We start from the raw sequence: 19,359 nt of genomic DNA, 5'->3' as shown, positions 1-19,359 counted from the left end.
ACTCTCCCTAGCATTCCGTCTAGGTAGTGATTTTCCCCGGTGAGGGCCTTCTTCTCTTGTGCGGGTTAAGGAGGACTTAGGGCATCAGAAACCGCCCTCACCAAACGCGGGTGAGGGCGGTCAGTGTTGTGAACTCTTAGAGCTCAGAAACGTCAACGCGCTTCGGGTACACCGCTGGGCGGGCGCCCGCGAGGTCTTCGACAATGCGAATAACCTGGTTGGAGTAGCCGAACTCATTGTCGTACCAAACGTACAGCACGAGGTGCTTGCCAGTAGCGATGGTGGCTAGGCCGTCAACAATGCCGGCGTGGGTGGAGCCCACGAAGTCGGAGGAGACAACCTCCGGGGAGGCGATGTAGGAGATCTGCTGGCGCAAGTCAGAGTGCAGGGAGACGTTGCGCAGGAAGTCATTGACTTCATCGCGGTCTACTTCCTTCTCCAGCTCGAGGTTGAGCACCGCCATGGACACGTCCGGGGTAGGAACGCGGATGGCGTTACCGGTGAGCTTGCCCTCAAATTCCGGAACCGCCTTGGACACTGCCTTAGCAGCGCCGGTCTCAGTAAGAACCATGTTCAGGCCGGCGGCACGGCCGCGACGGTCACCCTTGTGGAAGTTATCAATGAGGTTCTGGTCATTGGTGAAGGAGTGCGCGGTCTCGACGTGACCGTGGACAACACCGTAACGGTCATTGATGACCTTCAGCACTGGGGTGATGCCATTGGTGGTGCAGGATGCGGCAGAGAGAATCTGGTCAGACTCTTCGATGTCACCGTGGTTGATGCCGTAGACGATGTTCTTAAGATCGCCCTTGCCCGGCGCGGTGAGCAGCACGCGAGACACGCCCTTGGACTGCAGGTGCTGGGACAGGCCATCACGGTCACGCCAAACACCGGTGTTGTCCACAACGATGGCGTTGTCAATGCCGTACTGGGTGTAGTCGATCTCAGCCGGGTTGTTGGCGTAAATCATCTGAATCTTGGTGCCATTAGCCCAGATGACCTCGTTCTCCTCATCCACAGCGATGGAGCCGTTGAAGGCACCGTGGACGGAGTCGCGGCGCAGGAGGGAGGCGCGCTTCAGAATGTCAGTATCACTCTTCTTGCGCACGACGATGGCGCGCAGACGGACACCGCCGTACGCAGCTTCACGGGCAATGAGGATGCGAGCCAGAAGGCGGCCGATACGGCCGAAGCCGTAGAGCACAACATCCTTGGATTCCTTGTCCACGGCAGCGCCCACGAGGTCCACAAGGGTTTCCTCAAGGTAGTTCGACAGGTTATCGGAGCCCGACTCTGCGAAACCAGTGGCAAGACGGCCCAAGTCAACGGAGGCGGTGCCCAGGTTCATCGCGCACAGTTCCTTGAGGATAGGAAGGGTCTCAGCAGTGGAGAGCTCACGCTCGGCAATGCGGCGGGCGTAGCGGTGAGCCTTGATGATGTCGATATCCGTCACACCGATAAGCATGCGGCCGTAAATGGAGGTCACGACATTGTTGTTGCGGTGCAGCTGGTGGATGAGCGGGATCATCTCCTGTGCTCGCTCCAGGCGTTCGTTCCAGTCCTCGTGCCCAATGTGCGGGGTTACAGTCACGTGCTTTAATCCTTTTCTCGTCAAAGAGGGTGTAAAACTCTGTTCAACCGTAAATATTAACTGCTATACATGCCCGTTTGGGAGCAGTTGGCCGAGGATCTGGGCCACACTACCCCCGTTAAGTTTCTCCACCTGGGTACCTACGAGGCAGTAGTCAACCTCCGCGTCGTGACGGGCGCGCCGCGGCTTGAGCACCGCATTAAGGTACGGGTAAACCAAAGGCAGGTCAGGGTGGGCGCGGGTGTACGCCGTTTCCAGCCCGCGGGCATAGCGGCCGGAAAACGCACGGGTGGACACAGTGTCACCACCACAGCGCAGGAGTTCCCGGTTACGCTCACTGGTTCCGGCTTCTTCGCTGAGAAGGAAGGCTGAGCCACAACTTACTGCGCGCACGCCCGGCCAGCTCAACGCTGTCGCAACATCCTCTGACGTGCGGAGTCCTCCTGCGGCAATGAGCGGGAGATCGGTGACGTCATGTACCGCAGCGACAAGCTCTGCCAGCGGGCGCTGGTCTGGCTCCGCAGCGGGGTCCCACACTCCGCGGTGCCCTCCGGCTTCGGGTCCCTGCACGCACAGGACATCGACACCCCGAGCAGTAGCCGCAGCCGCTTCTTCTGGGGTAGTCACCGTGGTCCAAGCTTCCGCGCCCGCAGCGTGGATGCGCTCCACCTCTTCTGTAGTAAATGCACCAAACATGGACCACAGAACCGCTGCCCCGCCATTGAGTGCGGCGCTAAGTTTTTCGTGCCAGCCGAAGGCCAGGGAGACGTCGGAAAGCACAGCGTTCTCCTCGGTTGCAAGGGATTCCGCAGCGGCGTGTTCGGCTGCAGTTAGTTCGCGCTGCGGATAGAAAAGATTAACGCCAAAGCGCATGCCAGCACAGTCTTCGATGGCGCGCTGCGCGGCCTCGACGGATGCACTTCCTAGTCCCAACGCTCCGAAGGAACCTGCCTGCTGTGCGGCTCGGACCAAGGCAGGTGTGGTGGGACCGCCAGCCATCGGAGCAGGTAGAACCGGGCAAGTGATAGTCTCAAGAAGCTTAGGCATGACCCCAGACTAGAGAAAATTCCTGAAGGAAGTAATTGTGTCCGTACTCCGTGACTTCTTTACCCGCCTCTTCGGCCGCGAGTCCGCGCGCTCATCTCAGAAGGCCGCTGGACTGGACCCAGCGAACCTGAGCGCCGAGTGGCTCATCGTGGGCCTGGGCAATCCCGGCGCGAAGTATGCTGCAACGCGCCACAACGTGGGTTACATGGCGGTTGATGATCTCCTTGCCCAGGCCGGAGACGTTCTTGAGCCGGTCAGGGGACACAAGCTCAGCGTCGCATCTTTCACCGTGGAGGACACCACGGCGCTGGTGGTGCGCTCCCACACCTATATGAACCTCTCCGGCGATCCGATTGCTCCACTCGCCGAGCAGCTGGGAGTACCCGCAGAGCGCATCATCGTCATCCATGATGAGCTCGACCTGCCTTCCGGTACAGTGCGTCTCAAGAAGGGCGGCAACGAGAATGGTCACAACGGTTTGAAGTCCCTCACTGAGCGCCTGGGGACCCGCGATTACCTGCGAGTCCGAGTGGGTATTGGCCGCCCAAGCAAGGGTGGGTCAATTCCGGAGTGGGTGCTCGCGCCTGTCGACGCCTCCCCAGAGTTCGAATCCTCCATCGCCACCGCAGCCGACGCGGCCCGCCTCATCGTCGCCGAGGGGCTATCCAAGGCCCAGAACGAGATCCACTCCCGCGTAAATTAAAAGAAACTAACCCCGCGCATCCGCGAGAATCGCCCTACACTATCCAGGTATGAGCCACACCTTGCCCTCGCACCACGAACCCCGGACCATCGTTATTACCGGAGCCTCCAACGGAGTGGGTGCCTCGGCCGCCCGTATTCTGCATCAGCGCCGCCCGCAGGACACGCTCGTCCTCGTGGGCCGCAACCCGGAGAAGACGAAGGCTGTGGCTGAGGAACTCGGGGCGAACTATCACGTGGCTGATTATGAATCTTTGGGTCAGGTGCGCCGTCTTGCGGAGGAGCTGAGTCAGTACGAGCAGATCCATGCCTTGGGCAATAACGCCGGCGGTATTTTTGACGGCCCTTTCGCCACCGCAGACGGCTTTGAGCGCACCTGGCAGGTCAATGTTGTGGCTCCTTTCCTGTTGACTTCCCTGCTGCGCGATACCCTCCGGGAAAGCGACGCTACCGTTGTCCAGACGTCCTCCGTAGCGAATATGGTCATGTCCTCCTTTGACCCAGGTGACCCGAATACCTTTGAGAAGTTCACCGCGGAGCGTGCCTACGGTAACGCGAAGTTGGGGGATATTTTGCTCACCCGCTACATCGACGCCCACGGGATTACCTCCGTGGCCTTCCACCCCGGCGTGCTCAAGACTGGGTTTGGCACAACGTCCACGAGCACAACGAGCAAGCTCTACGCCAGCGCGATGGGCAAGCGATTTGGCTCCGCGGACCAGGGTGGCGAGAACCTCGCTTTCTTCCTCACCGGTACCCCGGGCATCCATTTTGAGTCCGGTGAGTATTACAACCAGAAGCGTAAGCCGGGGCTCAAGCGCCCGATTGCGAAGAACCGCTCCGTGGCGCGGCGTGTCTTTGATGATCTGGCCCGCCAGCTCGATGTGGAGTGGTAGCACCCAGCGGCTAAACTAACCCGCATGAGTATTGCCTCCGAAGCTTCCCGCCGCCGCACATTCGCCGTCATCGCCCACCCGGATGCTGGTAAATCCACGCTGACGGAGGCGCTGGCACTGCATGCGCACGTCATCAATGAGGCCGGCGCGGTGCACGGCAAGGGCAACCGCAAGTCCACGGTCTCTGACTGGATGGAGATGGAGAAAGACCGCGGTATCTCCGTGGCTTCCTCTGCTCTGCAGTTCGAGTACGCACCGGAGGGCTATGAGGGCGAGCCCTACATGATCAACCTCGTTGATACGCCGGGCCACGCGGACTTTTCGGAGGATACCTACCGTGTGCTCACGGCGGTGGACGCCGCAGTGATGCTTATCGACGCCGCCAAGGGCCTCGAGCCCCAGACCCTCAAGCTCTTCCGTGTCTGTAAAGCCCGTGGCCTTCCGATTATTACGGTGATTAACAAGTGGGACCGCGTGGGCCGCGAGCCGCTGGAGCTTGTCGATGAGATCGTGAACGAAATTCAGCTGCAGCCCACCCCGCTGTACTGGCCAGTGGGCATTGCCGGCGATTTCCGCGGACTTGCCCACGTCACCGCCGATGGCGAGGTGGATGAGTACATTCACTTCCTGCGCACTGCGGGTGGTTCCACCATCGCTCCGGAGGAGCACTACGCGCCTGCCGACGCCGCCTCGAAAGAAGAGGACGCGTGGGAGACCGCCGTCGAGGAGGCGGAGCTTCTCGCTGCCGACGGTGCTTTGCACGACCAAGAGCTCTTTGAACAGTGCGTGACCTCCCCGCTCATCTTCGCCTCTGCCATGCTGAACTTCGGCGTGCACCAAATCCTCGATACGCTCTGCGCTATTGCCCCAGCTCCGGCTTCCCGCGATTCTGATCCTCAGGCCATTGAAGCCGCCGGCACGGGCGGCGCTGCCGCAATCGATGAGGTCCGCGAGGTCACCGATGACTTCGCGGGTGTCATTTTCAAAGTGCAGGCAGGTATGGACCGCAAGCACCGCGATAACCTCGCCTTCATGCGCGTGGTCTCCGGCGAATTTGAGCGCGGTATGCAGGTCAATCATGCCCAGTCCGGCCGCAGCTTCTCCACCAAGTACGCATTGACGGTGTTTGGCCGCACGCGTGACACCGTGGACACTGCTTACCCGGGTGATATCGTGGGTCTCGTCAACGCCGGTTCTCTGGCCCCAGGTGACACCATCTATACGGGCAAGAAGGTGCAGTTCAAGCCCATGCCGCAGTTCGCACCGGAGGCTTTCCAAATTTTGCGTGCAAAATCCCTGGGTGATTACAAGGCCTTCCGCAAGGGCTTGGATCAGCTCGCTGCCGAGGGCGTTGTCCAGATTCTGCGCAACGATACCCGCGGTGACGCAGCCCCTGTCATGGCCGCGGTCGGCCCCATGCAGTTCGAAGTCATGCAGGCCCGCATGGACGTCGAGTACAACGTGGAGACCATCACCGAGCCTATCCCCTACTCCGTGGCCCGCCGTACCGACGCCGAGTCAGCCCCCGAGCTGGGCCGCCAGCGTGGAGTAGAAATCTTCACCCGCACCGACGGCGAACTCATCGCGCTTTTCGGCGATAAGTGGAAGCTGGCCTTCATTGAGAAGGAGCACCCGGAGCTCACCATCGAGACGCTGGTGGCGGACTAAGCCGCGCCGAGGCGTCTCGCGGTGAAAAACCTTCCTACAGGGTCAGCATGATGGGGATAATCGCGATCTTGATGATCTGCGCCACCACAATGGTGGCAGCATAGCCGGTCATGATGCGGGAGTCAGAGCTCATCCCCGTGGCATAGTTGACCACTGCTGGCTGACCGAAGATACCCGAAATGCCCCCAGCAGTGCGGGTCTCCGACTGACCAAGGAACCGGCTGGCCACGCTGAAGATAGCGATGGCAACCACGGTGACAATGGCAGCAAGCGCCATGCACTTGAGGCCCAGCCAGGAAAAAGCCGTGGATTGGAAAGCTTCACTAGAGGCAAGACCCACTGAGGAGAGGAAGATAACCAGGCCCCACTGCTGGAAAGCGGTGTTAATGGAAGCCGGCACCTTCCAAGGCACATGGCGTGTGCGGTGCAGCGCGCCGAGAATTAGGCCCACAATGAGCGGCCCAAGTGCAAAACCTAGCTCGAAGGAGGCACCACCAGGCATCGGAATGACGATGAGTGCGACAAGGTAACCCAAGAATAGGCCACCGCCGACAGCAACCCAGTTCAACTGCGAATAGCTTTGGACCGAATCACCGAAGTAATCGCGGATATCACCCAAGCGGTCCTGTTCCACAATGATGTCCACACGGTCACCGGCGTCGAGGTGGGTATCAAAGCTTGCGAGGAACTCGTCATCGCCGCGGTGGATTCGGACAATGCGTCCGCCATAGCGCTGGAAAAGGTTGAGCTCCTGAACCGTTCGACCAGCAATGTCTGAGTTCGACACCACGATGTTCTCAATGACCAAGCGCTTGTCCACAAAAGGAACTTGGGGCTGGCGCTTACCCAGGGCGTCGGTAAGCTCATGCTTCTTGGCCTTCGTCACCAGAACGCGCAGTATATCGCCCTTCCGGATATCCGGATGATCGCCGGCGACCATCCTGGTGTTGCCGCGGCGGATCGTTGCAATAACAAAGTGATCTTCAAAACGCTCAAGCAGCTCATCGTAGGTGATGTTCTTTGTCACGCGAATGGTGCGGGAGCGGAAAATTTCCTCCGCGGAATTATCCTGGTCCTTCTTTCCAGGCCACGACTGCTTAAGCAGAAACGCCACGAGCAAAATGGCCACGGCCACACCCACCGGGTAGCCCAAGGAATACCCCACGGCCGGCAGGTCCTCACCAGTTTGTTGCTGTGCCACGGCAAGCGACGCCGTTGAGGTCGTCGCACCAGAGAACACACCGACCGAAAGCAACGGGGACAATCCCAGCCATCCGCCTGCCAGCAGGGCTACTCCAGCAGCAACAATCACCGCAATCGCAGCTGTAATCATGTGCTTAAGCTGCGCCGAAAAGCCGCTAAAGAAGCGCTCACCGGCGGACAAGCCTTGCATGTAAATAAAGAGGCCAAGGCCCATTTCCTGCAGGCTACTAAGGATTGTGTCGTCAAGCTCAATGAAGGCGCCGAAGGCCAAGCCAACGAACAACGTACCCGCTACGCCAAAGCGCAGCGGGCCAAAGGGAATCATCCCGAACAATGTGCCGAGCAACGCAATAAAAAAGATGCTCAGCCAAATATTTCCATCAAATAGTGACATCACGGTCAGTAATTTTAGGAAAGTGGGCGGGAAATTCCACGTGGCGGAATGTGTATCTCTATCGCTTACTGATCATCAGTGCAGCGCACAGGCTTTTCACAAGATGTTGCCATAAATACATGAGAGGAACGTCTCATATCTCGAGGCCGACGAGCACCGCCGTCCGGTAGTAACGAAGAGCTACGTGGTCAGGAACTCCCGCCAAGCAGGCCACTCAGCGTAGGTCTGTGTGCGACCAGCGTCGAAATTGGCGCGCAGTTTCGCCACATCATGCTCAGTGGAGGATACCTGCATGTCCTCAGGGAAGAAGAGGTGAGCACGACCTTCCTTCTCCAATTCGAGAAGCCGGTCCTTGGAAGCGTTGTACTTCGGAGGCCGGGTAATCATGGCTTCCGCCACCGCTGGGTACTTCCGGAATACTCGGCGCAGTGCCGTGGGGCGCGCCACCTTGGGCCGCACATAGCCGCGCGGTTTGGACCCTAAAAAGAGAAACTTTTTAAACCCCGCCTTCTCCGCCTGCTCGATGAGAATGCCACCGGACTCGCCCATGGCGCCATCGACATAGGGAGCGCCATCGATCACTCGCATTGGCATGATGAGCGGCAAGGTGGAGGACGCACGTACCCGCACCATCAGATCCTCTTGGGTGTCAATATCCTCGCGCCCCCAGTAGACGCTCTCCCCGGTATCGGCGCGGGCAGCAGCAATACACATCTGCGCAGGGTTGGCCTGGAAGGCCTCCCAATCGAAAGGCATGTCCTGGTCAGCAGCCTTCTCATAAATGAATTCCGCGTTAAAGTAGCCACTTCCGCGCAACAACGATCCCAGACCACCGAAGCTGGGGTTCTTGGCAAAGTCCACGAAGGATTCCTCTGAGCGCCACACGTCGCGGGAAAGGAAGTTCACGGTGTGTGAGGAGCCTGCGGACACGCCCCCGACCCAGCCAAATTCCACCTCCTCTTGCAAGAGTTTGACGATGCACGCGGCGGTATAGGAATTGCGCATGCCACCGCCTTCAATGACTAGTGCTGTATCTTTCGCGTCAATCACAGTGCCCGATGGTACCCCCACGCTAGGATCACGCCATGGGATTATTTACTGCGGTTCGAAGTGTCATCGATAAGCTCGACGGTTCCCCTGGCGTCCGCTTGGCCTCCCCGGATCCCCACGCCGTTGAGGTCTCTATTGATCAGCTGTCCGTCCACACGGCCGGCGGGCTTATCATCCTGGTTACCTCCCCAGCCGGCGCACACGTACTGAGTGAGGTAGCGCGCTCCGGCGAGCCCGCACAACTACGTGGTCCTCAAGCCACGCTGCACCTTACCCCCACAACGACTGCGCAGCGCCCCGTTCATGATCCTAAGCGGGGGTGGGCCATCGCTCTGTCCCCTTCCGATAGGAAGGCCCTGGCACATTTGAGTGCCGAGCCTGGCGACTACGAAATTTCGGACTCCCTCGCCGTGTCCGTCGAAACCACCAGCTCTTAAGAAAGTTCACCCGCCATGCTCATCCTCCCTTTCCAAGGACACATTCCCCGCATCCACCGCAGCGCCTGGATTGCCCCGAATGCCACCATCATCGGTGACGTCACCATCGGCCCGAATTCCTCGGTGTTCTACGGCAGCGTGCTGCGTGGGGACGTTGGCTCTATCCGTTTGGGCGCCCGCGTCAACGTCCAAGACAACTGCGTCATCCACGTCGAATCCAGTGAGCCTTGCTTATTGGAAGATGATGTCACGGTAGGCCACATGGCCATGCTGCACGGCACCCGTGTTGGCGCGGGCACACTCGTCGGGATGAAATCCTCACTATTGTCCGGCTCACTGATTGGTCCGGGCTCGCTCATCGCCGCGGGCGCGGTGGTCCTGGAGGGGCAAGAAATTCCCGCCGGCAGCTTGGCAGCCGGGGTGCCCGCCAAGGTGCGCCGCAAGTTAAGTCAGGAGGAATCCGCCGCGTTTATCCCACACGCCGCGCGCTACGTGGAGATTGCCCAGAATCAGGCGCTTGTCGACGCCTCCCTTCCCCTCGACGCCGTCCTCTACGACTAGCGCCGTAACTGCCCTAGTTGCCAAAATTCTTGAGCCCGCCCTGCAAGATCAGCCACAGTTTTGGCAACTAGGTCAGTTCCATTTCTGTGAAGCTAGGACAGCAGTCGCATCACTTAAAAGGTGAGCCCCTAAAACAAAGCGAAGATACCCATGATCATCAGGAAGGCAGCCACGCCGTAGCCGCTCCAGAGCGCAACTGTGCTGGAGTTTTCCCGCGCCCAGGCGAAGGCACGGCCGGCCCAGGAGTGGGGTCTCGCGCGCACGAGCGCAATGAACAGCCCACATACCGTGGGCAGGGACAACGCAAAGGTGGCGTAAAAGAAAAGACCGCCATATTTAACCGCGTCGCTAAAATCTCCAGCTGCTAGGTGCATGAGACCATAGAAGAAGGGCACGGAGGTCAAGGACTGGATAACGCCCATGGCATAGCCCACCGCAACAGTTCTGAGTGAAGGTGTGCGTAGTGGGCCGAGGAGTTTCTGCACCATCTCATTGGGCTCGCCCTTGGAACGCCAGGCCAAGAGGCCTAGTCCTAGTCCGATGATGACGAGCCCCCAGCCGAGCAGCGGGGATTCCAGTGCGGCGGCAACCTTGTCTTGGATGCCAACGAACACGAACATGACCACGGCCGCAGCAGTAAGCACGCCAAGCCAGTCACCGACGAGCACCAAAGGCGCAATCTTGCGGTAGCCACCCCGCGGAAGCATGATGCCGATGGCCACCAGTATGCCGATAAGTAGTGCGTTGACGGAATCGGCGAAGGCATTGAGCACGGCTTCAAGCATGCGCGTTAGTTTACCGTGCAGGGCTTAAGCGCCCACCACGGGCGCGCAGTCATCACAGTTGCAGCCTGTGGGCAAGCGAACTAAAAAATGCTCGCCCCTGACACATATGGCGAAGAAAGTCGCGGTCTCTCCCCCGCACCTTTCACAATTGTTTCAGCTCGTCGGCCCACACACTCCTGCATTTCACCGCTGGCATACTCAACAACTTGGCTTTCCAGCTTCCCTCACTTTTCCGCCTCGGCGAAGCCCTAGAGAATTTCAGTATGTCTCGCGAGGAGAAGAAGACATACAAAGCTGCTGTTTGTGAAGTAGTCAGTGCCTGCCACACACGCTTTCCCGAGCACTCCCCTTTCAGGATGGCGGTTCTCCTGCAGTCACAGGCAGCCGCAGCTAGGGTTGCACTCCACCAAGGCTCTGAGCCAACGTTGACCAAGGCTGGGTGTACTCCTGAGCAAACCGGTTCATTAGGCATTTTCACCGCTTCGTTCGGTAAACCTCTCATTCTGCAGCCTTAGGAAACATTCACTCACTGTTTACCCAGCTCCGGCACAAGTGAGGCCTGTAAACGGTAAAGTATTTCGAAGTGTGTTTGCCGCCGCGACGGAATTGCCTTCGTCGTTGGCGGCACCATAGGTAAGACCCCCGATGGAGATCTGGAGAGATAAATTATGAAGGTAGCGATTCTCGGCGGCGATGGTTTCTGCGGCTGGCCTGCTTCCCTTTATCTCTCCGACCAGGGCCACGAGGTCATCATCGTAGACAATCTGTCGCGCCGCGCCATTGATAAGGAACTTGGTGCGGAATCGCTGACTCCCATCGTATCCATCGAGGAGCGCTTGGCAGCATGGACTGAGGTATCCGGCAAGACCATTGGCTTCCGTAACCTTGACGTAGCTCAGGACTATGACGGCCTGCTGGAGTTCCTCACCACCGAGCGCCCAGATGCCATCGTCCACTTCGCTGAGCAGCGCGCTGCGCCGTATTCCATGAAAAATTCGCGCACCAAGCGCTACACGGTGGATAACAACATCAACGCCACCCACAACCTGCTCGCCGCCATCGTGGAATCGGAGCAGGACATTCACGTCGCGCATCTGGGCACGATGGGCGTCTACGGTTATGGCACCGCCGGTATGAAAATCCCGGAGGGGTACCTCGACGTACAGGTGGATACTTCAGAAGGTGGCGTCGTCAAGCAGCAGATCCTCTACCCCTCCAACCCGGGTTCTGTGTACCACATGACGAAGGTGCTGGACCAGCACCTCTTTGCCTACTACGCCAAGAACGATGAGCTGCGCATTACGGACCTGCACCAGGGCATCATCTGGGGAACCCACACGGAGCAGACCCAGAAGGATGAGCGCCTGATCAACCGCTTTGACTATGACGGTGACTACGGAACGGTGCTCAACCGCTTCCTCATCCAGGCCGGCATTGGCTATCCGCTTACCGTGCACGGCACCGGTGGTCAGACCCGCGCGTTCATCCACATCCGTGACATGGTGCGCTGCATCGAGCTCGCGCTGAATAACCCGCCGGCACGTGGAGAGCGCGTCAAAATCATTAATCAGATGACTGAGACCCACCGCGTGCGTGACCTGGCTGAGCTGCTCGCGAAGATTTCCGGCGCCGAGGTAGCCTACGTGCCCAACCCGCGCAAGGAGTCCGCGGAAAACGAGCTTCACGTTACCAATGACACCTTCTTGGAACTGGGTTTGCAGCCCACCACCTTGTCGGAAGGTTTGCTCCATGAGGTCGAGGATGTTGCTCGCAAATACGCAGAGCGCGTCGATCGCTCTAAGATTCCGGCCCAGTCCCTGTGGACCAAGCAGCAGCACGCAGGTGTTCCTGACACCGCGGTAGACGCGGCCGATAACGCAGCAAAGGCCTAATCTGCCCGTGCGCATCGCGATCGTTACCGAGGTTTTTCTGCCCAAAATTGACGGCGTGGTCACACGTCTGACCCGCACTCTAGATCAGCTGGCGGCAATGGGCCATGAGGTCCGCATCTTTGCCACAGGCAAGGCGCCTGACACCTATGCCGGCTTCGAAGTCACGCGTATCCCGAGCCTCTCACTCTGGGTCTATCCAGAGATCAAGTTTGGCTTGCCCTCCTGGAACTTCTTCAGAGAGATTCGGGATTTCGACCCCGATGTCATCCATGCCGTCAACCCCATTTGGACCGCCGCCCTCGGTGTTTTTGCCGCGCAGCGCGATGCCGTCCCTCTCGTGGCGAGCTTCCACACCAACGTCCCCGAGTATGTCGATGCCCTAGGCATCGGTTGGACACGCCCGCTCACTGAAGCCGCGCTCAAGTATCTCCACAATCAGGCTGCAGTGAACCTGTGTACCTCTGGCCCCATGGTGGACACGGCCCGCGAGGTAGGAATTCGAAATGTGAAGTTGTGGCCGAAGGCCGTGGATACTGAGACCTACCATCCCTCCCGGGCCACCGCTGAGATGCGCACCCGCCTTACCGATGGCAACCCTGAAGCGCCGCTTCTCACTTACATCGGCCGTGTCTCCAAGGAGAAGGATCTCAAGCGACTCAACAACGTGATGCGTCTCGTGCGTGCTGAGTGTGACGATGCCCGTCTAGCCATCGTCGGCGACGGCCCCTTCCTCAACGAGCTCAAGGAAACCTTTGATCCTTCCTTCACCGTCTTCACCGGCTATCTTTCCGGTGAGGAATTGGCCGCGGCGTTTGCGACTGGGGATGTCTTCCTCTTCCCGTCCGCTACTGAAACACTAGGGCTCGTCGCTCTCGAGTCTTTCGCGTCACGCGTGCCCGTCATCGGCACGCGAGCAGGTGGTATTCCCTTCGTCATTGAGGAAGGGGTCACCGGACACCTCATCGATCCTGATGCCGGGGACGCTGCCTGGGCAAACGCTGCGGTTGAGCTGCTTCAGGATTCCGCACGCCGAGAGAACATGGGAGCTGCTGCCCGCTGCGAGGCAGAAAAGTATTCCTGGGTAGAATCCACTCAGGCCCTCCTCGCCGCATATGAGGAGGCTATCGAGCATCCCTACCGCAGGGACTAAAGAGCAACAGTCAAGGAGCACTTATGGACTCAGCGAAGAACCTGTACTCCGCCGGCGCATTTATCCAGGCCGGCATTGACGCCGCCTTCGCTCGCCGCCTCGGCGCTGTCAGTGATGTCGAGGTCAACTTCGTTCCCGCCCAGCCGCATCAGGCAGAGAATGTCGAGCAAACAGAGCAGCCTGAGCAAGAGGATCGACCTGTTCTGGATCAGCGCGCAACCGTGCGTTTCACCACCACCAACGGCACCTACGATTGTGAAGGCCTGCGCCTAGCCACCATGAAGGATGGCCAATTCCACTGGGCCACGGAATTGGCTGAGCACTCTGATATCCCCGAGTTCCACGGCCCGCAGCCGGATACTGCTCTCCTGCGCGGCCTCGCGCGCCGCCTCGTTGGTGACCGTCCTGTCGTGCGCGTTCCCCAGGCTGCGGGCGAGTCTCTCATCGCCGTGGATTTCGTGGAACTCGCCCCGAATCCCACTGCCGTCATCCTCGCCGGGTTGGAGCGGAGCGGTGAGATCGAGGGAGGCGTCGATGAGCGTATTGCTACCGCCGAGCTCGCGTCCTACATGAACGTGCCCAGCAATAATCCCGACGCACTCGCCCAGTTTGAAGGCTCCCGCATTGTTGCTCTCCCGCATCCCTCTGGGCAGTCTTTCCTCACTGCGCAAGATATTCTTGCGGATGCGCATTACCTCGCCGCCGAGCACAATTTCTTCCTCGATGGGCGCTTCCCCAACCTCCACGCAGACCTCGACCCTGAAACGTCAAGGACCGTGGTCACCACCGCCTATGGCTCGTTGACGGTTCCCGCACACCTTATCGCTACGCTCGATGAACCAGCTGGAACCTTTACATGGGCTTGGGCGGATAAACTCGCCTCCACCCCGTCGGCACAGGCAGTAAGCAATGTGCGGCGCTTCGCCTACGACCAAGCCATCCCTGAGCTTGTCCGGGCTCGAGTCCCCATTGCCCATGCCCGTAAGGCCCGTCTGCCACAGCTGGCCATGCCTATCCTCGGCCTATGGACGCTTTTGCCAGTGCGCCTACCGGATGGGCGCCACGGCCTCGCGCTGTCCGACGCCCCCGCTTTCCGCCTGCCTGCACCCACGCCGGCCGCCATCGACGCCACGGTGCGCATCCCCGTACCCCAAGGTGTTGATGAGCAGCGCGCCCGCGCGGCCTACCGGCGCCAGCGCGGGTTCTAGCTTCTGACTAAGAGGTGAGGATTGCGCGGAATTCCTCTGGGTCAACATCCTCAACCGTGCTCGGGTTAAACTGCGCATCCTGGGTTTTGTCCACGAGAACCGCCCGTACTCCTTCCGAAAAATCCGGACGGCGGTACATGTGCATGCCTAACTTGAGCTCCAACAAAAGAGCTTCGCGGATGTCATCGACCTTCGCCTCGGCCTCAAAAAGCTCGTTGGCAGCAATGATCGCCGCTGGGCATGCCGCGGACATGAGCCGTTTCACTTCACCAGCAATCATCGGGCGCTTGTCCAGTTCTGTGGAAATCTCCTCCCACGTCGACAGCGCAAAGGTCTCCTCCAAGTCCTTCGCTACCTGCTCCAGCGGTGCTGGTTCCTGCGGTGCAGGAAGGGCTAGGTCGGCCAAGGCAGCGTCGATCCCGCGCTCGATGGCTGCCTCGATGAGTTGAGCAGCATCTTTCACCACGTGCGTAGCAACGCCAGTCCACAGCATATCGGCGGCATACATGCGGTAGCCAGTGATTCCCCAGAACTTAGCCAGACCAGGTGATGCCACCCCACGGGTGCCCACCATACGCTGAGCTGCATAGGCCACACCGACGTCGGTGACATAACCAATGTTCATCTCCGGCATAGAAGCAAACGCGCGCTGCGTCACCACTCGATGCGAACCGTGAAGTGAAATGCCCAGGCCACCGCCCATGACAACGCCGTCAATCACCGCAATGTAGGGCTTTGGAAATTCAGCTATGTCGCCGTTAGTGAGATACTCGGAGGCAAAGAAAGCATCGACGTCCTCGAGTCTGTCATCAGCAATCCCTTCACGCGCATGACGAACATCGCCACCAGCGCAGAATGCCTTCTCGCTCGCTGAGTGAATGAGGACCTGTTCAATGGAATCATCCTCTGCCCACTCCTCGAGGCTGCGGCGAATGATGTCAATCATCTCTGGGTTCAGCGAGTTGAGTGCCTTAGGTCGGTTGAGCTCAAGGACTCCGGTATGGTTGCGGACAGAAACGAGCACTGGATCAGTCGTAGTCATACGCACCAGTGTTCCACATCACAAATCTTTCGGCCACCGAATTTTACGATTACAGAAACGGTGTTCTTTCTTGCTTCCACAGCTCGTTGCCCTCGATATGGATGGCACGCTCCTCAATCCGCACGGCCAGCTGCCCGCCGATTTTCCTGAACTCCGCGCGTTGGCCGCCGCGCAACACTGCGAACTGGTTCCGGCGTCGGGCCGTCAGCTTGCCACGCTCACGGAGATGTTCCCTGACCTTGGTACCTTCATTGCGGAGAATGGTTCTGTGGTCGTGCGTGGCGGGGAGATTATCGCTACCTCGCCTATCGGGGAAGAAACTGTGCGCGCCGCTCGCGCCGCCGCGGATGCCATCACCGAGCCGCACGCCACTGTTCTGTGCACGCCGGAGACGGCCTTCGCCTCCGAGGATGTACCGGCAGCCGCCCGCGAGGAAATTTCCACGTACTACAAGGCGGTCACATGGGTGCCTGTGCTTGGCGACGTCCCCGATACCAACATCATCAAAATCGCTATCTTCTGTGAATCCGGTACCGAGGCGCACGTTTATGAGCCCATCCGGAGAGCTGTGCCCGACGATAACGTCGTGGTGTCCGGCAAGATGTGGCTCGATGTGATGGCCCGTGGCGTTGATAAAGGTGCCGCGCTCACCACACTGGCAGAACTCTCTGGGGTTCCTGTTTCTGCCACAGTTGCCTTCGGCGACTATCTCAATGATCTGGAGATGTTGCGCGTTGCGGGTACTGCCGTTGCCATGGACAACGCGCACGCACAGCTCAAGGAGGTGGCAGACATCATCGCCCCAGCCAATACAGACAATGGTGTCAGCGTGGTTCTGCGTAAGCTTCTTAGCTCCTAACACGCTCCCAGGTATCCTGTCCGGTTCAACCATGCCCGCGGAGTAGCATTACCCGGGTTCCCTAGCCCTCTGATCCCCACGTGCGGAGTGTTTACGTGAAGAAGTTTGTGCGGTCGTTGTTGTCACGTTCGACAAAGCGTGAGAAGTCTTCCTCAAGTCCCTCGACGCCCTCCCCTTCTTCCCCGCCATCGGCCGCACCCGAGCCGAGGCCAGAGCCCAAGGCAGAGCCTAAGCCGAAGCCAGTGTCCGAGCCTAAGCCCAAGGCAGAGCCTAAGCCGAAGCCAGTGTCCGAGCCTGAGCCCAAGCCAGAGCCGAAGCCCAAGCCAGCTTCTAAACCGGCGCCGAAGCCCGCACCGAAATCTGGCCGCCTACGTCCCCGGAGGAGCGACAACACCTCCCTTGAGCTAGATTCGGCGTCCCTCCCCAAAGCGTCCGCTGTGCGCAAGGCACAACTTACTAAGGCCCGCGAAGATGCCGAGGACACACCCTCGCGACGCCGCCGCCCGCTCCCGCGTGCTGTCAAGATTCAGCCAGGGGCCGCTGCTGCACAACAGGCAAAACCCACTGCTCCCGCGGTTCCCACTAGTCCAGTGCAACCATCGCCAGAGCCGAGCACGCCGAAGAAGACCACCTCGAGCCCGGCTATCACGACAAAGCCGGTCACTGAAACATCAGACAACGAGATTGCGCGCGCCTTGGCTCGCCGCTCCCAGCCCGTGGGCACACCGACCGCGCAACAGCTCAAGCCGGCACACCCCTCCCGTGAACAGCGGCGGGCCGCAACCACAGCGGAAGATAGCAAGCTGACCGATAAGGAACAGGTCCGCGCCGATCAACGTGCTGAATCATCTGCTGTAGCAGTCAGCCAGAATGGGAACGAGCACGCTACTGACGTGTTGGCTGTGCCGAAGGAATCCGCCACCGTTAAGCGGGAGCGGCGCGCACGCCTGCGCCACGTACCGGGGCTCGACGGCCTTCGTGGCCTCGCAGTCCTAGCCGTGGTGCTGTATCACTTCTTCGGTGACCTTGTGCCAGGCGGCTACTTGGGCGTGGACATGTTCTTCGTCCTGTCTGGCTTCCTCATTACCTCTTTGCTTGTCCGCGAGTACAACGTCACCGGACGCATTAACCTCAAGGATTTCTGGATCAGACGTTTCCGTCGCATCCTACCGGCGGCGCTCATCGTGCTCTGTGTGTGCACTGCACTAGTCGCAGCGATAGGAGGTGACCTGGCCGTTGGCATCCGTGAGCAATTCCTGGGCACCTTGTTCTTTGTCAACAACTGGACCCAAATTGCCACCAGCCAAACCTACTTCGCGCCCAATGAAGTTCAGGTCTTTGCACACTATTGGTCCCTTGCTGTGGAGGAGCAGTTCTACCTGCTATCGCCGCTTCTTATGATCGGTGTCTTCCGCATCTCACGCGCGAAACCCAAGCGACTCCCCATCGCGGTGACACTGCTGCTCGCTATCGCCTCTGCCCTCGCTATGGCGTTCCTCTTCACACCCGGCGAGGACCCTACCCGCGTCTACTATGGAACCGATACGCACGCCTTCGGCCTCCTCATCGGCGCGCTTTTGTCCTTCGTGCTCACCACGACGACGAAGGATGCGGGGGCGGACTCGTGGGCGTCATCAAGCAAAGGCGCAATCGCCGGCACCGTGGGAACCCTGGCTTGTGTGGCTTATCTGGCGCAGCTGGTATGGATGGGCGCGGACCGCGAGTTCACCTACCGGGGCGGACTTGTGCTCACCAGTGTGCTCGGTGCTGCCATGATATGGGGCGTGGTGCGCGAAGCTGGGCCACTGACCTGGTTGTTCCGCACGCGCGCCATGCGTTGGCTGGGACAGAGGTCCTTTTCCCTGTACCTGTGGCATTGGCCCATCATCATGATTCTGCTGGCTGTCTCCGATGCACCCGCGTGGGCCCTGGGGATTCTTGCCCTGCCGCTCTCCTTCGTACTGGCAGAGATCACCTATCAGTTTGTGGAAAACCCCTTCCGCCGCGGTGGTTACCTCAAGACATGGCACAATTACTGGGCAGCACGCCCCTCCTTGCATGAGATGAAGGAGGGCTTTGGCAAGGCCATGTGGCCCGCCGTCCCAGCCCTCGTCGTGCTTTCTGTCGTGGGAGTGATTTACGGAGTAGTGACTTCCAGTGACAAGACGGAACTTGAGCGTGAGTTGGAGCGCATGGCGCAGTCCAACGAAGAGGCGGCAGCGTCTGCCGCAGCAACGCCTACGGCTTCAGAGAAGCCGAAGGAGAAGCGACAGCTTCCCACTGGCGCGGAGATTACGGCGATAGGTGATTCCGTCATGCTTGCCTCCTCAGAGGCGCTCAATGCTGCATTCCCCGGTATCTACATAGATGCGGAGGTCTCCCGCCACTACTCCGCTGCACTCCCCCAGGTGTCATCCCTGAGTGAGTCCGGCCAGCTGCGTTCCACCGTCTTTGTAGGACTTGGCACCAATGGCGCGGCCGCTGACGGGCAGTTGGATGAGTTACTCGATACTATCGGCCCCGAGCGAACCGTCATCCTCGCCCTACCGTATGGTGACCGCGAGTGGATGGGCCAAGCACGCGCGGAGATGGTCGAGGCAGCATCGCAGCGCGACAACGTCTACCTGGCGGATTGGTGTGGCACCGCACAAGAGAACCCGGCGTTGCTGTATGACGATGGTGTTCATCCGCTGGCCGAAGGCGCGAGCCTGTACGCCCACGCCTTTGAGGAAGCTCTCGAACAATACGTCAACGACGACAAAACTCTCACGACCGCATGCGAAGCATGAGCCACTCCCAGCGGAGGTAAGCCTGGTTGCTCCCTATAAAACGCCAACAGCGCCGCTCGGAAGCGGCGCTTGTCGTGTGGGGTAA

General features: G+C 59.6%; 17 protein-coding genes. 10 read left to right on the top strand and 7 right to left on the bottom strand.

What is annotated here, in order from left to right; translation table 11 throughout:
- Positions 1-136 precede the first annotated feature (136 nt).
- Together CSING_RS04710 and CSING_RS04705 are read right to left on the bottom strand one after the other, a co-directional pair.
- Entirely contained in the window at positions 137-1,528 is a 1,392-nt protein-coding gene (locus CSING_RS04710) for a glyceraldehyde-3-phosphate dehydrogenase (protein WP_371440944.1), read from the bottom strand.
- Positions 1,529-1,654: 126 nt separating this feature from the next.
- Complete coding sequence (locus CSING_RS04705) at positions 1,655-2,638, bottom strand: nitronate monooxygenase (protein ID WP_042530150.1); 984 nt, start codon at positions 2,636-2,638, stop codon at positions 1,655-1,657.
- A 37-nt stretch (positions 2,639-2,675) separates the two neighbouring features.
- Here CSING_RS04705 and pth point away from each other — a divergent pair, with 37 nt between their 5' ends.
- The 3 genes from pth to CSING_RS04690 are packed head-to-tail and all read left to right on the top strand — an operon-like array spanning position 2,676 to position 5,904.
- Positions 2,676-3,341, top strand: coding sequence for an aminoacyl-tRNA hydrolase (gene pth / locus CSING_RS04700; protein WP_042530148.1), 666 nt, complete (start codon positions 2,676-2,678; stop codon positions 3,339-3,341).
- 49 nt (positions 3,342-3,390) lie between these two features.
- Positions 3,391-4,236 carry an SDR family NAD(P)-dependent oxidoreductase gene (locus tag CSING_RS04695; protein ID WP_042530146.1) on the top strand — a complete coding sequence of 282 codons (846 nt, stop codon included), beginning with the start codon at positions 3,391-3,393 and terminating at the stop codon, positions 4,234-4,236.
- Positions 4,237-4,260: 24 nt separating this feature from the next.
- The gene (locus tag CSING_RS04690) at positions 4,261-5,904 is read left to right on the top strand and encodes a peptide chain release factor 3 (RefSeq protein ID WP_042530144.1); all 1,644 of its coding nucleotides are present in this window, start codon (positions 4,261-4,263) and stop codon (positions 5,902-5,904) included.
- A gap of 34 nt (positions 5,905-5,938) precedes the next feature.
- On the opposite strand, the gene CSING_RS04685 is transcribed toward CSING_RS04690, so the two are convergent.
- Together CSING_RS04685 and CSING_RS04680 are read right to left on the bottom strand one after the other, a co-directional pair.
- The gene (locus CSING_RS04685) at positions 5,939-7,501 is read right to left on the bottom strand and encodes an aspartate-alanine antiporter-like transporter (protein WP_236684037.1); all 1,563 of its coding nucleotides are present in this window, start codon (positions 7,499-7,501) and stop codon (positions 5,939-5,941) included.
- A 180-nt stretch (positions 7,502-7,681) separates the two neighbouring features.
- Positions 7,682-8,551, bottom strand: coding sequence for a patatin-like phospholipase family protein (locus CSING_RS04680; RefSeq protein WP_042530139.1), 870 nt, complete (start codon positions 8,549-8,551; stop codon positions 7,682-7,684).
- A 35-nt stretch (positions 8,552-8,586) separates the two neighbouring features.
- On the opposite strand from CSING_RS04680, the gene CSING_RS04675 reads away from it, so the two are divergent.
- Complete coding sequence (locus tag CSING_RS04675) at positions 8,587-8,988, top strand: hypothetical protein (protein WP_042530136.1); 402 nt, start codon at positions 8,587-8,589, stop codon at positions 8,986-8,988.
- A 15-nt stretch (positions 8,989-9,003) separates the two neighbouring features.
- Positions 9,004-9,549 carry a gamma carbonic anhydrase family protein gene (locus CSING_RS04670; RefSeq protein WP_042530135.1) on the top strand — a complete coding sequence of 182 codons (546 nt, stop codon included), beginning with the start codon at positions 9,004-9,006 and terminating at the stop codon, positions 9,547-9,549.
- Between the two features lie 128 nt (positions 9,550-9,677).
- Here the strand turns inward: CSING_RS04670 and CSING_RS04665 are convergent, their stop codons facing one another.
- Positions 9,678-10,334 carry a membrane protein gene (locus tag CSING_RS04665; protein ID WP_042530133.1) on the bottom strand — a complete coding sequence of 219 codons (657 nt, stop codon included), beginning with the start codon at positions 10,332-10,334 and terminating at the stop codon, positions 9,678-9,680.
- Between the two features lie 668 nt (positions 10,335-11,002).
- Here CSING_RS04665 and CSING_RS04660 point away from each other — a divergent pair.
- From CSING_RS04660 to CSING_RS04650, 3 genes are read left to right on the top strand one after another with little or no spacing between them, the layout of a single operon-like run.
- Positions 11,003-12,226, top strand: coding sequence for an NAD-dependent epimerase/dehydratase family protein (locus tag CSING_RS04660; RefSeq protein WP_042530132.1), 1,224 nt, complete (start codon positions 11,003-11,005; stop codon positions 12,224-12,226).
- 7 nt (positions 12,227-12,233) lie between these two features.
- Entirely contained in the window at positions 12,234-13,376 is a 1,143-nt protein-coding gene (locus CSING_RS04655; protein ID WP_042530129.1) for a glycosyltransferase family 4 protein, read from the top strand.
- Between the two features lie 23 nt (positions 13,377-13,399).
- The gene (locus CSING_RS04650; protein WP_042530127.1) at positions 13,400-14,584 is read left to right on the top strand and encodes a DUF6882 domain-containing protein; all 1,185 of its coding nucleotides are present in this window, start codon (positions 13,400-13,402) and stop codon (positions 14,582-14,584) included.
- Positions 14,585-14,591: 7 nt separating this feature from the next.
- Here the strand turns inward: CSING_RS04650 and CSING_RS04645 are convergent, their stop codons facing one another.
- The gene (locus CSING_RS04645) at positions 14,592-15,626 is read right to left on the bottom strand and encodes a 3-hydroxyisobutyryl-CoA hydrolase (RefSeq protein WP_042530126.1); all 1,035 of its coding nucleotides are present in this window, start codon (positions 15,624-15,626) and stop codon (positions 14,592-14,594) included.
- A 70-nt stretch (positions 15,627-15,696) separates the two neighbouring features.
- Between CSING_RS04645 and CSING_RS04640 the strand changes: the two genes are divergently transcribed.
- On the top strand, positions 15,697-16,485 hold the full coding sequence (locus tag CSING_RS04640; RefSeq protein WP_042530124.1) for an HAD family hydrolase: 789 nt from the start codon (positions 15,697-15,699) through the stop codon (positions 16,483-16,485).
- A gap of 91 nt (positions 16,486-16,576) precedes the next feature.
- Here CSING_RS04640 and CSING_RS14035 read toward each other — a convergent pair whose 3' ends face one another.
- Positions 16,577-16,876 (bottom strand): hypothetical protein, encoded by a 300-nt coding sequence (locus CSING_RS14035; RefSeq protein ID WP_236684036.1) that lies wholly within the window; start codon positions 16,874-16,876, stop codon positions 16,577-16,579.
- A 511-nt stretch (positions 16,877-17,387) separates the two neighbouring features.
- Between CSING_RS14035 and CSING_RS04630 the strand changes: the two genes are divergently transcribed.
- The gene (locus tag CSING_RS04630; RefSeq protein ID WP_042533152.1) at positions 17,388-19,274 is read left to right on the top strand and encodes an acyltransferase family protein; all 1,887 of its coding nucleotides are present in this window, start codon (positions 17,388-17,390) and stop codon (positions 19,272-19,274) included.
- Positions 19,275-19,359 lie beyond the last annotated feature (85 nt).

This window comes from Corynebacterium singulare (assembly GCF_000833575.1).
Taxonomy (GTDB): Bacteria; Actinomycetota; Actinomycetes; order Mycobacteriales; family Mycobacteriaceae; genus Corynebacterium; species Corynebacterium singulare.
Note: the sequence above shows the minus strand (reverse complement) of the source record. Positions and strands in the feature narration are given on the sequence as shown.